The following is a 12,291-nucleotide window of genomic DNA, read 5'->3' as shown; positions in this document are numbered from 1 at the left end:
CCCCACCGGTCCGTAAAGAAAAGGAAGAACTGGCATGTCCCAGACCCTTGCTGCTGTCGAAGGCTCCCTCGGCTCCATCGGTTACGGCCTCGCCGCGATCGGCCCGGGCGTCGGCGTCGGCATCATCTTCGGTAACGGCACCCAGGCTCTCGCCCGTCAGCCCGAGGCGGCCGGCCTGATCCGCGCCAACCAGATCCTCGGTTTCGCCTTCTGTGAGGCGCTGGCGCTGATCGGACTGGTCATGCCGTTCGTCTACGGCTACTGATCACCGACACAGTCCAGCCGACTAGACGAAAGGCATACAAATGAGCCAGCTGCTCATTGCGGCGAGTGAGGGGGAGAATCCCCTCATTCCGCCGATCCCCGAGCTCGTCATCGGCCTCATCGCCTTCGTCATCGTCTTCGGCTTCCTCGCCAAGAAGCTCCTCCCGAACATCAACAAGGTTCTGGACGAGCGTCGCGAGGCCATCGAGGGCGGTATCGAGAAGGCCGAGGCCGCGCAGACCGAGGCCCAGAGCGTCCTTGAGCAGTACAAGGCACAGCTCGCCGAGGCCCGCCACGAGGCAGCGCGTCTGCGCCAGGAGGCGCAGGAGCAGGGCGCCACGCTCATCGCCGAGATGCGCGCGGAAGGCCAGCGGCAGCGCGAGGAGATCGTCGCCGCCGGTCACGCGCAGATCGAGGCCGACCGCAAGGCCGCTTCCTCCGCGCTGCGCCAGGACGTCGGCAAGCTCGCCACCGACCTGGCCGGCAAGCTCGTCGGTGAGTCCCTCGAGGACCACGCCCGGCAGAGCCGCGTGATCGACCGCTTCCTCGACGACCTCGAGGAGAAGGCCGAGGCCGCGCGATGAACGGAGCGAGCCGCGATGCCCTGGCAGCCGCACGCGAGCGTCTCGACGCGCTGACGGACAACACGTCCGTGGACGCCGGCTCGCTCGCCGACGAGCTGGCCGCCGTCACCGCGCTGCTCGACCGCGAGGTGTCGCTGCGTCGGGTCCTGACCGACCCGGCGCAGCCCGGCGAGGCCAAGGCCGAACTGGCCCAGCGCCTGATCGGCACGCAGGTCGGAGGCCCCGCCACCGACCTGGTGTCCGGCATGGTGCGCTCCCGCTGGTCGCGCTCGCGTGACCTGGTGGACGCGCTGGAGGAGCTGGCCGACGCCGCCGACCTCACCGCCGCGCAGCAGCGGGGCAAGCTCGACAGCGTCGAGGACGAGCTGTTCCGGTTCGGCCGGATCGTCGCCTCGAGCACCGAGCTGCGCGCCGCGCTGACCGACCGCGCCGCAACGGCCACGGCCAAGCGTGAGCTGCTCGGCAGCCTGCTCGGCGGCCGCGCCGATGCGACGACCGAGCGTCTGGTGACGCGCCTTGTGGCCGCGCCCCGGGGACGTAGCCTGGAGGCGGGACTGGAGTCCCTGTCCAAGCTCGCCGCCGAGCGCCGGGACCGCATGGTGGCCGTCGTCACCTCGGCGGTTCCGCTGAGCGACCAGCAGAAGCAGCGTCTGGGCGGTGCCCTGGCGAAGCTCTACGGCCGCCAGATGCACCTCAACCTCGACGTGGACCCCGAGGTCCTCGGCGGGATCCGGGTGCAGGTCGGCGACGAGGTCATCAACGGCTCCATCGCGGACCGCATCGAGGACGCCGGCCGCCGCCTGGCGGGCTGACAGCAACTTCATAGCAGTACGTACTTACGACGGCCCTGGTTGGGCCGTACATGAAGAATCCTGGGGGTCGCCCCCAGACCCCCAAAGTGAAACTTCGGGCCCAACAAGGAGAGCAGGGAACCCAGATGGCGGAGCTCACGATCCGGCCGGAGGAGATCCGGGACGCGCTGGAGAACTTCGTCCAGTCGTACAAGCCGGACGCGGCCTCGCGCGAGGAGGTCGGTACGGTCACCCTTGCCGGCGACGGCATCGCGAAGGTCGAGGGTCTGCCCTCGGCCATGGCCAACGAACTGCTGAAGTTCGAGGACGGCACCCTCGGCCTCGCGCTCAACCTGGAAGAGCGCGAGATCGGCTGCGTCGTCCTCGGTGAGTTCAGCGGCATCGAGGAGGGTCAGCCGGTCTCCCGTACCGGTGAGGTCCTCTCCGTGGCCGTCGGCGAGGGCTACCTCGGCCGCGTCGTCGACCCGCTCGGCAACCCGATCGACGGCCTCGGTGAGATCGAGACCAGCGGTCGTCGCGCGCTTGAGCTGCAGGCTCCGGGCGTCATGGCCCGTAAGTCGGTGCACGAGCCGATGGAGACCGGCTACAAGGCCGTCGACGCGATGACCCCGATCGGCCGTGGCCAGCGTCAGCTGATCATCGGTGACCGTCAGACCGGCAAGACCGCCCTGGCCGTCGACACGATCATCAACCAGCGTGACAACTGGCGCTCCGGCGACCCGAAGAAGCAGGTCCGCTGCGTCTACGTCGCCATCGGCCAGAAGGGCTCGACCATCGCCTCCGTGCGTGGCGCCCTCGAAGAGGCCGGCGCGCTGGAGTACACGACCATCGTCGCCGCCCCGGCGTCCGACCCGGCCGGCTTCAAGTACCTGGCGCCGTACACCGGTTCGGCCATCGGCCAGCAGTGGATGTACGAGGGCAAGCACGTCCTCATCATCTTCGACGACCTCTCGAAGCAGGCCGACGCCTACCGCGCCGTGTCCCTCCTGCTGCGCCGCCCGCCGGGCCGTGAGGCCTACCCGGGTGACGTCTTCTACCTGCACTCCCGTCTGCTGGAGCGCTGTGCGAAGCTCTCCGACGAGCTGGGTGCCGGCTCGATGACCGGTCTGCCGATCGTCGAGACCAAGGCCAACGACGTCTCGGCGTTCATCCCGACCAACGTCATCTCCATCACCGACGGCCAGTGCTTCCTGGAGTCGGACCTGTTCAACGCCGGTCAGCGCCCCGCGCTGAACGTCGGTATCTCCGTCTCCCGAGTCGGTGGTTCCGCGCAGCACAAGGCGATGAAGCAGGTTTCCGGCCGTCTGCGCCTGGACCTCGCCCAGTACCGTGAGCTGGAGGCGTTCGCCGCCTTCGGTTCCGACCTGGACGCCGCGTCGAAGGCGCAGCTGGAGCGCGGTCAGCGACTGGTCGAGCTGCTCAAGCAGGCTCAGTACCAGCCGATGGCCACCGAGGACCAGGTCGTCTCCATCTGGGCGGCCACCACCGGCAAGCTGGACGAGGTCCCGGTCTCCGACATCCGCCGCTTCGAGAAGGAGCTGCTGGAGTACCTGCACCGCAAGGAGCAGGGCCTCATGACCTCCATCAAGGAGGGCGGCAAGATGTCGGACGACACGCTCACCGCCATCGCCGACGGCATCGCGGACTTCAAGAAGCAGTTCGAGACTTCGGACGGCAAGCTTCTCGGCGAAGACGCGCCGGCCGCCACGGCCAAGTGACGACGGAAGGGACCTGACTCATGGGAGCCCAGCTCCGGGTCTACAAGCGTCGCATCCGATCCGTCACCGCGACCAAGAAGATCACCAAGGCGATGGAGATGATCGCCGCCTCGCGCGTCGTCAAGGCGCAGCGCAAGGTGGCGGCCTCCACGCCGTACGCGCAGGAACTGACGCGTGCGGTCACGGCGGTTGGTACCGGCTCGAACACGAAGCACCCGCTGACCACGCAGGCCGAGACGGTCGTGCGGTCCGCGGTGCTGCTCCTGACGAGCGACCGTGGTCTCGCCGGTGCCTTCAACTCCAACGCCATCAAGACGGCGGAGCAGCTCACCGAGCGGCTGGAGCGCGAGGGCAAGGAGGTCGAGATCTACATCGTCGGCCGCCGTGGTGTCGCGCACTACAACTTCCGTGAGCGCAAGATCACGGAGTCGTGGGGCGGCTTCACCGACCAGCCAACGTACGCGGACGCCAAGAAGGTCGCGGCGCCGCTGATCGAGGCCATCGAGAAGGACACGGCCGAGGGCGGCGTGGACGAGCTCCACATCGTCTTCACCGAGTTCGTCTCGATGATGACGCAGACGGCGCTCGACGACCGTCTGCTCCCGCTCAGCCTCGAAGACGTGGCGAAGGAGGCCGCCCCCCAGGGCGAGATCCTCCCGTTGTACGACTTCGAGCCCTCGGCGGAGGACGTCCTCGACGCCCTTCTGCCGCGCTACGTCGAGAGCCGTATCTACAACGCGCTGCTCCAGTCGGCCGCCTCCAAGCACGCCGCCACGCGGCGCGCGATGAAGTCGGCCACCGACAACGCGGGAGACCTGATCACCAGCCTCTCCCGACTTGCCAACGCGGCCCGCCAGGCCGAAATCACCCAGGAAATCAGCGAGATCGTCGGTGGCTCCGCAGCCCTGGCCGACGCGTCCGCGGGGAGTGACAGGTAATGACGACGACAGTTGAGACGGCCGTTGCCACGGGCCGCGTCGCCCGGGTCATCGGCCCGGTCGTCGACGTGGAGTTCCCCGTCGACGCGATGCCGGAGATCTACAACGCGCTTCACGTCGAGGTGGCCGACCCGGCCAAGGACGGCGAGAAGAAGACGCTGACCCTGGAGGTCGCCCAGCACCTGGGTGACGGCCTGGTCCGCACCATCTCCATGCAGCCCACCGACGGTCTGGTCCGCCAGGCCACCGTCACCGACACCGGCACGGGCATCACCGTCCCGGTCGGCGACTTCACCAAGGGCAAGGTGTTCAACACCCTCGGTGAGGTGCTGAACGTCGACGAGACCTACGAGGGCGAGCGCTGGTCCATCCACCGCAAGGCCCCGAACTTCGACGAGCTCGAGTCGAAGACCGAGATGTTCGAGACCGGCGTCAAGGTCATCGACCTTCTCACCCCGTACGTCAAGGGTGGAAAGATCGGTCTGTTCGGTGGTGCCGGCGTCGGCAAGACGGTGCTCATCCAGGAGATGATCTACCGCGTCGCCAACAACCACGACGGTGTCTCCGTGTTCGCCGGTGTCGGTGAGCGCACCCGTGAGGGCAACGACCTCATCGAGGAGATGGCGGAGTCGGGCGTCATCGACAAGACCGCCCTGGTCTTCGGCCAGATGGACGAGCCCCCGGGCACCCGTCTGCGCGTGGCCCTGGCCGGTCTGACCATGGCGGAGTACTTCCGCGATGTGCAGAAGCAGGACGTGCTGTTCTTCATCGACAACATCTTCCGCTTCACGCAGGCCGGTTCCGAGGTCTCGACCCTGCTCGGCCGGATGCCCTCCGCGGTGGGCTACCAGCCGAACCTGGCCGACGAGATGGGTCTCCTCCAGGAGCGCATCACCTCGACCCGTGGTCACTCGATCACCTCGATGCAGGCGATCTACGTCCCCGCGGACGACCTGACCGACCCGGCCCCGGCCACCACCTTCGCCCACCTCGACGCGACGACGGTTCTCTCCCGTCCGATCTCCGAGAAGGGCATCTACCCGGCCGTGGACCCGCTGGACTCCACGTCCCGGATCCTGGACCCGCGCTACATCACGGCGGACCACTACAACACCGCCATGCGTGTCAAGGGGGTCCTGCAGAAGTACAAGGATCTCCAGGACATCATCGCCATCCTCGGCATCGACGAGCTCGGCGAGGAGGACAAGCTGGTCGTCCAGCGTGCCCGCCGCGTGGAGCGCTTCCTGTCCCAGAACACCCACGTCGCCAAGCAGTTCACCGGCGTGGACGGCTCGGACGTGCCGCTGGACGAGTCGATCACCGCGTTCAACGCGATCATCGACGGCGACTACGACCACTTCCCGGAGCAGGCGTTCTTCCTGTGCGGTGGCATCGAGGACCTCAAGGCCAACGCCAAGGAGCTCGGCGTCTCCTGAACTCACTGAGTTCTGAGTGAACCCTGTGGTTCACACTTGAGGGGGCGGGGCACGTCCCGCCCCCTCATTCACGCCCACTAGACTTGTAACCAACACCCGGCCGAACCGCCGGGTGGTGACCCGAGGAGCCACCTTGGCTGCTGAGCTGCACGTCGCGCTGGTCGCGGCCGACCGAGAGGTCTGGTCCGGCGAGGCCACCCTGGTCGTCGCGCGCACCACGTCCGGCGACATCGGCGTCATGCCCGGTCACCAGCCGCTGCTCGGTGTGCTGGAGTCGGGCCCGGTGACCATCCGTACGAGTGATGGCGGGACGGTCGTCGCCGCTGTGCACGGCGGTTTCATCTCGTTCGCGGACAACAAGCTGTCGCTGCTGGCCGAGATCGCCGAGCTGTCGGACGAGATCGACGTCCAGCGCGCGGAGCGGGAGCTGGAGCGCGCGAAGGCGGAGGGCGACGCCGCCGCCGAGCGTCGTGCGGACGTACGACTGCGTGCGGCGACGGCGCGCTGAACCAGCGCGGAGCCGTATGACGTTCCTCAGCCGCGGCCGGCACCGGAGTGATCCGGAGCCGGTCGCGGCTGAGGCAGATCTGGATGTTTTTTCCGTTCCGTTACCTATTGAAGGTACCTAGGAGACGAGGAGGTCGGTGTCGATGGTCCTCGCTCTGACTGTGTGCGGAATCGTCGTGGCCCTGGTGGTGCTCGGGCTGTTCGTCTTCGGTCTGCGGCGCAGACTCATCCAGCGCTCCGGCGGCACCTTCGACTGTTCCCTGCGCTGGGACGTGCCGGAGAAGACCGACACCAGCGGCAAAGGCTGGAGCTACGGCGTCGCCCGCTACAACGGCGACCGTGTCGAGTGGTACCGCGTCTTCTCCTACGCCTATCGCCCGCGCCGGGTGCTGGAGCGCGCCGCGATCGAGGTCGCCGGGCGTCGCCTGCCCGAGGGCGAGGAGGAGCTGGCGCTGCTCTCTGACCACATCGTGCTGACCTGTCTGCACCGGGGCACGCGTCTCGAGCTCGCGATGAGCGAAGACGCGCTGACCGGTTTCCTCGCGTGGCTGGAGGCAGCCCCGCCCGGTCAGCGCGTAAACGTCGCTTAGCGGCCCAATTACGACAGCCCGCTGTTGATGGCGCTCACCAGCTCTCCGTTACCGGTGTCGCCGCTGAACTCCCAGAAGAACGCGCCGCCGAGGCCCTGGTTCTTGGCCCAGGTCATCTTGCCGGCGATCGTCGCGGGGGTGTCGTAGGACCACCAGTTGTTGCCGCAGTAGGCGTACGCCGTGCCCGCGACGGTGCCGGTGGTGGGGCAGGACGTCTTGAGGATCTTGTAGTCCTCGATGCCCGCCTCGTAGGTGCCGGGTGCCGCTCCGGTCGCCGAGCCGCCGGGGGCGGCCTGGGTGACGCCGGTCCAGCCGCGGCCGTAGAAGCCGATGCCGAGCAGCAGCTTGTTCGAGGCCACGCCCTTCGACTTCAGCTTGGCGATCGCGTCGGCCGAGTTGAAGCCCGCCGTCGGGATGCCGGCGTACGAGGTGAGCGGGGAGTGCGGGGCGGTCGGCCCGTCCGCGTCGAAGGCGCCGAAGTAGTCGTACGTCATCACGTTGTACCAGTCGACGTACTGGGAGGCGCCACCGTAGTCGGCCGCGTCGATCTTGCCGCCGGAGGAGCCGTCGGCCGTGATGGCCGCGGTGACCAGGTAGCTGGGGCCGAACTCCGAACGCAGCGCACCCATCAGGTTCTTGAAGGCGGCGGCCCCGCTGGTGTCGCAGGTCAGACCGCAGGCGTTCGGGTACTCCCAGTCGATGTCGATGCCGTCGAAGACATCCGCCCAGCGCGGGTCCTCGATGACCGACTTGCAGGAGGCGGCGAAGGCGGCGGGGTTGGCCGCGGCCTGCGCGAAGCCGCCGGAGTAGGTCCAGCCGCCGAAGGAGTAGAGCACCTTGATGTGCGGGTACTTGGCCTTGAGCTCACGCAGCTGGTTGAAGTTGCCGCGCAGCGGCTGGTCCCAGGTGTCGGCGACGCCGCTGACGGCCTGGTCGGCGGTGTACGCCTTGTCGTAGGCCGCGTAGGTGTCGTCGACGACGCACTTGCCGTCCTTGACGTTGCCGAAGGCGTAGTTGATGTGCGTGATCTTCGAGGCGGAGCCCGAGGTCACCAGGTTCTTGACGTGGTAGTTGCGGCCGTACACGCCCCACTCGGTGAAGTAGCCGAGCTTGACCTTGGAGCCGGTGGGTGGCGGGTCGGTGGTGCCGCCGGTGGTGTGCACGGCGACCGCGCCGCTGGCCGGTCCGGTCTGGTCGGCGGTGTCACGGGCCTGCACGGTGTACGAGTAGTCGGTGCCGGCGGTCAGACCGGTGTCCGTGTACGAGGTCGTCGTCACGGTCGCCACCTTGGCACCGTCGCGCAGCACGTCGTAGTTCTTGATGCCCTTGTCGTCGGTGGCGGCGCTCCAGGCCAGCTTCACCGAGGTGTTGGTGATGCCGGAGGCGGTGGGGGTGCCGGGGGCGGACGGTGCCGCGTCTCCCGGAGTGGAGCCGCCGTCACAACTGCCGCCGTTGAGCTTGCAGCCCGCCGGGGAGCCGGAGCCGGTGCCGTTGAAGCCGAAGGAGACGGAGGCGCCGGGGGCGAGGGTGCCGTTCCAGGACTTGTTCTTGGCGGTCCAGTGGGTGCCGGAGGAGGTGACGTCGGCGTCCCAGGCGGAGGTGACGGAGGTGCCGGAGGGGAAGTCCCACTCGACGGTCCAGGAACTGAGGCTGGTGGTACCGGTGTTCTTCACCGTCCACTTGCCTTCGAAGCCGGTGCCCCAGTCCTGGGTCTTGGCGTAGGTGGCGGTGGCGGTGCTCGCGGCCTGGGCGGAGCTCGCGAGGCCGACCAGGCCGGCGAAGGGGAGCAACAGTGTCGCGAATCCTGCCGCGGCTCTGTGTCTGAAGCGCATCGTGCGCCTCCCTGTCTGAATTTGCCCCTGAAAGTGGGGAGTTGGGGGCGTGACTGAGCCTTCACACCCACGGTGCCGCGAGAATAGAAAGGTCTGGACCACGGGTCAATAGGTCTGGACCACTCTGGTGCAACGCGCAACTAGACCCGCAACTCCTGCGCCAGAACGGCCGCTTGCACCCGGCTGCGCAGCCCCAGCTTCCCCAGCAGACGGCTGACGTGCGTCTTCACCGTGGCCTCCGCCATGTCGAGGCGCTCGGCGATGTCGGCGTTGGACAGGCCCTCCCCGAGACAGGACAGCACCTCGCGTTCCCGGCGGGTGAGGGTGTCCAGGACGGCAGGGTCGGCGCTCGTCCCCCGGACCGGCCTGGCGGCGAACTCGGCGATCAGACGCCGGGTGACGGCAGGGGCGACGATTCCCTCTCCCCGCGCCACCGTGCGCACGGCGGCGATGAGGTCCTTGGCCTCCGTGTTCTTCAGCAGGAAACCGGCGGCCCCGGCCCGCAGGGCCCCGAACACGTACTCGTCGAGATCGAAGGTGGTCAGCACCAGGACGTCCGCGAGCCCTTCCCCGACGACCTGCCGGGTCGCCGACACCCCGTCCAGGCGGGGCATCTGGACGTCCATCAGCACGAGGTCCGGCCTCAACTCGCGAGCCAGCGCCACCGCCTGCTCACCGTCCGCCGCCTCGCCGACCACTTCGATGCCGGGGGCGCTGCGCAGAATGAGGACCAGCCCGGCGCGGACGGCGGACTGGTCCTCGGCGACGAGGACGCGGATCATTCGGGGACTCCTTCACGCAGGGGCAGGGTGGCGCGCACGGTCCAGTGCGGCCCGTCGGGACCGGCGTCGAACGTGCCGCCGAGCAACGCGGCCCGCTCGCGCATCCCGACCAGCCCGGCGCCGGAACCGGGGGCGCGGGGCCCGTCCCGGTCGCCGTACGGACTGCTCACCGCGACGGTCAGCTCACCGTCCCGCTGGGCGAGGCTCACCCCGACCCGGCCGGGGCACGCGTGTTTCAGGGCGTTGGTCAGCGACTCCTGGACGATCCGGTAGGCGGCGAGCTCGACCGGAACGGGCACATCGGCGGGTGTCGGCCCATCCGTGGACAGGGTGACGTCGAGGCCGTTGGCGCGGGCGCTGTCGACGAGGGCCGTGAGGCCGTCGAGTGTGGGAGCCGCGGCCGGCTCATGGTCCCCGCTTCCGTCGCGCAGGATGCCGATCAGCCGGCGCATCTCGGCGAGCCCGTCGACGCTGTTCTCCCGGATCACCGAGAGGGCCTCCCGGGAGGTCTCGGGGTCGTCGATGGACAGCGCGGCCGTGGAGTGGATGGCGATCGCCGACAGGTGGTTGGCGACCATGTCGTGCAACTCCCGCGCCATCCTGGCGCGCTCGGCGGTGACGGCCTGGGCGCGATCCATCTCGGCGAGCAGCGCGGTCTGTTCGGCGCGCAGCCGGGCGGCCTCGGCGGCGTCACGGTGGTTGCGCACGATCCACCCGGTGGCGGCCGGCCCGTACGCCACGACGCCGACGACCACGCCGATCAGCAGTGCCTCCGGCACCCGCCATACCGCGAACGGCACCAGCGTCCCGGCCACGGTCAGCAGGCCGGTGATCCACTGGATGCGGCGGGCCGAGGCGAGCGGGCCGTAGAGGACGGCCGCGTAGACGACATCGGTGAACATCAGGATCGTGGCGAGGTTGCCCTGGGTCACCAGGTCGGCGCAGATCGCGGCGGTGCCGGTGAGCAGGGCTGTGCGGGGCGCCGTCCGGCGCAGCAGTTCACAGCCGGCCAGCACGGTGAGCGGCACGAGCACCGGCCAGGGGCCGTCGAAGAGGGTCATCGGGTCGCTGGACGGCCTGGTGCCCAGACCGATGCCCACCAGCAGCAGGCCGCCGAGCAGCCCGCCGGCCGCGATGTACACGTCGAAACGGTGCGGGCGGGGGAGGGCCATGACTCCATCCAACACGGTGTCCGCGCGCGGCGCCTGATGCCCGGGGACGGTCCTGGACTGCATCTTTCGATGTACGGCGGTTTCGTCACCGGCGACGACGAAAGGGGCCGCGCGGGTCGGGAGCCTGGAGAGCGGACGAAGGGAGCGGTCGTGATCGTCGGACTGATCGTCGCGTGCGAGGTGGCCTTCTGGGTGCTGCTGGCAGCCGGGCTGACCTTCCGTTACGGGCTGCGCATGCCGCGCGTCGGGCTGGCCCTGCTGCTGTGCGAGCCGTTGCTGGAGCTCGTGCTGTTCACGGTCACCGCGATCGACCTCAGGAACGGTGCCGAGCCCGACTGGAAGCACGGCCTGGCCGCCGTCTACATCGGTTTCACCGTGGGGCTGGGGCACTCCACGATCAAGTGGGCGGACGCCCGGGTCGCCCACCGGTTCGCGGGCGGCCCGCCGCCGGTGCGGCCGCCGAGGTACGGCAGGGCCCGCGCCGTCCACGAGTGGAAGGTCGCGGGCCGCTGGATCCTCGCCGCGGTGGTCGCCATGGCTCTGCTCCAGGCCGCGGTCTGGTACGTCGGCGGCGGGCAGGCCGACTCTCTGCGCGCCTGGCAGCAACGCATGCTGTGGCTGATCGGCATCAACGTGGTCATCGCCGGCAGCTACACGCTGTTCCCGAAGCGCGGCCGCTGACGCTCCCCGCCCGGGACCCAGAGCACGTCCCCGACGTCCTTGCCGACCGTACGGGCCAGGATGCTGCATCTTCGACGGGAGTGGTCGTTAGCGTTCGCCGCCGGGTACCCACAGGGTGTCGCCGACGTCCTTGTTGGCCGTACGGGCCAGGATGCTGCATCTTCCGGGGGCGACCCCCGGACCCCCGGCCGGGCGGGAGTGGTCGTTAGCGTTCGCCGCCGGGTACCCACAGGGTGTCGCCGACGTCCTTGTTGGCCGTACGGGCCAGGATGAAGAGCAGGTCCGACAGGCGGTTCAGGTAGGTCGCAGTGAGGGGGTTCATCACCTCGCCGTGAACCTCCAGCGCTGCCCACGTCGAGCGCTCGGCGCGGCGTACGACCGTGCAGGCCTGGTGGAGCAGGGCCGCGCCCGGGGTGCCGCCCGGGAGGATGAAGGAGCGGAGCTTCTCCAGCCGCTCGTTGAAGCGGTCGCAGTCCGCCTCCAGCTTGTCGATGTAGAACTGCTCGACACGCAGGGGCGGGAACTCGGGGTTCTCGACGACGGGCGTCGAGAGATCGGCTCCGACATCGAACAGGTCGTTCTGTACACGGGTGAGGACCTTGACGACCTCCTCCTCGAGGCCGCCCAGGGCGATCGCCGTGCCGATCACCGCGTTCGCCTCGTTGGTGTCCGCGTACGCGGAGATCCGCAGATCGGTCTTGGCGACCCTGCTCATGTCGCCGAGGGCGGTGGTGCCCTGGTCGCCGGTCCTGGTGTAGATGCGCGTCAGATTGACCATGAGGTCAGCGTAAGTACGCTCCGGCCGTCGAGGCGAGCTCGGAGGAGGCCTGATCGCCGGTCAGATCGGCCGCCGGACGCAATCCGGACGAAGTATCACGAGAGGTGCTCGTGCTTCTCGACGAGAAGGAGGAGCTGTTGAGCGATAAGGTGCTCAACTACGCCGTACGAGACCACTAGTGACGCCTGCCGGTGTGA

At 68.9% G+C, this 12,291-nt stretch carries 13 protein-coding genes and 2 pseudogenes; 10 read left to right on the top strand and 5 right to left on the bottom strand.

The genetic code is table 11. From position 1 onward, the window contains the following. Positions 1-34 precede the first annotated feature (34 nt). The 8 genes from atpE to M2157_RS16325 all read left to right on the top strand — a co-directional run bounded on the left by atpE (position 35) and on the right by M2157_RS16325 (position 6,849). Positions 35-265, top strand: a complete 231-nt coding sequence (atpE, locus tag M2157_RS16360; protein ID WP_009321656.1) for an ATP synthase F0 subunit C — start codon at positions 35-37, stop codon at positions 263-265. Positions 266-305: 40 nt separating this feature from the next. Beyond that, positions 306-848, top strand: coding sequence for a F0F1 ATP synthase subunit B (locus tag M2157_RS16355; RefSeq protein WP_280865582.1), 543 nt, complete (start codon positions 306-308; stop codon positions 846-848). After that, positions 845-1,660: a F0F1 ATP synthase subunit delta gene (locus M2157_RS16350; protein WP_280862548.1), complete on the top strand. Its 816-nt coding sequence runs from the start codon at positions 845-847 to the stop codon at positions 1,658-1,660. Before M2157_RS16355 ends, M2157_RS16350 begins: the two co-directional genes overlap by 4 nt. Positions 1,661-1,785: 125 nt before the next feature. Further along, positions 1,786-3,378 (top strand): F0F1 ATP synthase subunit alpha, encoded by a 1,593-nt coding sequence (gene atpA / locus M2157_RS16345; RefSeq protein ID WP_266526974.1) that lies wholly within the window; start codon positions 1,786-1,788, stop codon positions 3,376-3,378. A gap of 20 nt (positions 3,379-3,398) precedes the next feature. Continuing rightward, positions 3,399-4,316, top strand: coding sequence for a F0F1 ATP synthase subunit gamma (locus tag M2157_RS16340; RefSeq protein ID WP_280862547.1), 918 nt, complete (start codon positions 3,399-3,401; stop codon positions 4,314-4,316). Next, the gene (atpD, locus tag M2157_RS16335; RefSeq protein ID WP_280862546.1) at positions 4,316-5,752 is read left to right on the top strand and encodes a F0F1 ATP synthase subunit beta; all 1,437 of its coding nucleotides are present in this window, start codon (positions 4,316-4,318) and stop codon (positions 5,750-5,752) included. Before M2157_RS16340 ends, atpD begins: the two co-directional genes overlap by 1 nt. A gap of 133 nt (positions 5,753-5,885) precedes the next feature. Further along, positions 5,886-6,260: a F0F1 ATP synthase subunit epsilon gene (locus M2157_RS16330; protein WP_007384727.1), complete on the top strand. Its 375-nt coding sequence runs from the start codon at positions 5,886-5,888 to the stop codon at positions 6,258-6,260. A 142-nt stretch (positions 6,261-6,402) separates the two neighbouring features. After that, a complete protein-coding gene (locus M2157_RS16325; protein ID WP_057612075.1) occupies positions 6,403-6,849 on the top strand; it encodes a DUF2550 domain-containing protein in 447 nt (148 codons plus the stop codon). An 8-nt stretch (positions 6,850-6,857) separates the two neighbouring features. Here the strand turns inward: M2157_RS16325 and M2157_RS16320 are convergent, their stop codons facing one another. The 3 genes from M2157_RS16320 to M2157_RS16310 all read right to left on the bottom strand — a co-directional run bounded on the left by M2157_RS16320 (position 6,858) and on the right by M2157_RS16310 (position 10,635). Continuing rightward, positions 6,858-8,681, bottom strand: a complete 1,824-nt coding sequence (locus tag M2157_RS16320; protein ID WP_280865581.1) for a glycoside hydrolase family 18 chitinase — start codon at positions 8,679-8,681, stop codon at positions 6,858-6,860. Between the two features lie 140 nt (positions 8,682-8,821). Next, positions 8,822-9,463: a response regulator transcription factor gene (locus M2157_RS16315; RefSeq protein ID WP_280865580.1), complete on the bottom strand. Its 642-nt coding sequence runs from the start codon at positions 9,461-9,463 to the stop codon at positions 8,822-8,824. Then, complete coding sequence (locus M2157_RS16310; protein ID WP_280865579.1) at positions 9,460-10,635, bottom strand: histidine kinase; 1,176 nt, start codon at positions 10,633-10,635, stop codon at positions 9,460-9,462. The genes M2157_RS16315 and M2157_RS16310 overlap by 4 nt, the downstream gene beginning before the upstream one ends. Before the next feature lie 150 nt (positions 10,636-10,785). Here M2157_RS16310 and M2157_RS16305 point away from each other — a divergent pair, with 150 nt between their 5' ends. Next, on the top strand, positions 10,786-11,316 hold the full coding sequence (locus M2157_RS16305) for a hypothetical protein (protein WP_280865578.1): 531 nt from the start codon (positions 10,786-10,788) through the stop codon (positions 11,314-11,316). An 87-nt stretch (positions 11,317-11,403) separates the two neighbouring features. Here the strand turns inward: M2157_RS16305 and M2157_RS16300 are convergent. Together M2157_RS16300 and M2157_RS16295 are read right to left on the bottom strand one after the other, a co-directional pair. Then, positions 11,404-11,469 (bottom strand): annotated as a pseudogene (locus M2157_RS16300) (cob(I)yrinic acid a c-diamide adenosyltransferase); the annotation flags it as partial. A 52-nt stretch (positions 11,470-11,521) separates the two neighbouring features. Continuing rightward, complete coding sequence (locus M2157_RS16295; RefSeq protein ID WP_280862541.1) at positions 11,522-12,094, bottom strand: cob(I)yrinic acid a,c-diamide adenosyltransferase; 573 nt, start codon at positions 12,092-12,094, stop codon at positions 11,522-11,524. A gap of 71 nt (positions 12,095-12,165) precedes the next feature. Here M2157_RS16295 and M2157_RS16290 point away from each other — a divergent pair. Beyond that, positions 12,166-12,273: pseudogene (locus M2157_RS16290) on the top strand (TetR/AcrR family transcriptional regulator); the annotation flags it as partial. Positions 12,274-12,291 lie beyond the last annotated feature (18 nt).

It is taken from the genome of Streptomyces sp. SAI-127 (assembly GCF_029894425.1).
In the GTDB taxonomy this organism is placed as follows: Bacteria; Actinomycetota; Actinomycetes; order Streptomycetales; family Streptomycetaceae; genus Streptomyces.
This window is presented reverse-complemented; position numbering and strand designations above follow the sequence as displayed.

What these genes read in the sequence shown, in the direction of transcription:
- M2157_RS16355 (WP_280865582.1), top strand. Translation starts at nt 306, where the DNA reads ATGAGCCAGCTGCTCATTGCGGCGAGTGAGGGGGAGAATCCCCTCATT.
- M2157_RS16295 (WP_280862541.1), bottom strand. Translation starts at nt 12,094, where the DNA reads ATGGTCAATCTGACGCGCATCTACACCAGGACCGGCGACCAGGGCACC.
- M2157_RS16320 (WP_280865581.1), bottom strand. Translation starts at nt 8,681, where the DNA reads ATGCGCTTCAGACACAGAGCCGCGGCAGGATTCGCGACACTGTTGCTC.
- M2157_RS16340 (WP_280862547.1), top strand. Translation starts at nt 3,399, where the DNA reads ATGGGAGCCCAGCTCCGGGTCTACAAGCGTCGCATCCGATCCGTCACC.
- M2157_RS16310 (WP_280865579.1), bottom strand. Translation starts at nt 10,635, where the DNA reads ATGGCCCTCCCCCGCCCGCACCGTTTCGACGTGTACATCGCGGCCGGC.
- M2157_RS16350 (WP_280862548.1), top strand. Translation starts at nt 845, where the DNA reads ATGAACGGAGCGAGCCGCGATGCCCTGGCAGCCGCACGCGAGCGTCTC.
- atpE (WP_009321656.1), top strand. Translation starts at nt 35, where the DNA reads ATGTCCCAGACCCTTGCTGCTGTCGAAGGCTCCCTCGGCTCCATCGGT.
- atpD (WP_280862546.1), top strand. Translation starts at nt 4,316, where the DNA reads ATGACGACGACAGTTGAGACGGCCGTTGCCACGGGCCGCGTCGCCCGG.
- M2157_RS16315 (WP_280865580.1), bottom strand. Translation starts at nt 9,463, where the DNA reads ATGATCCGCGTCCTCGTCGCCGAGGACCAGTCCGCCGTCCGCGCCGGG.
- atpA (WP_266526974.1), top strand. Translation starts at nt 1,786, where the DNA reads ATGGCGGAGCTCACGATCCGGCCGGAGGAGATCCGGGACGCGCTGGAG.
- M2157_RS16325 (WP_057612075.1), top strand. Translation starts at nt 6,403, where the DNA reads ATGGTCCTCGCTCTGACTGTGTGCGGAATCGTCGTGGCCCTGGTGGTG.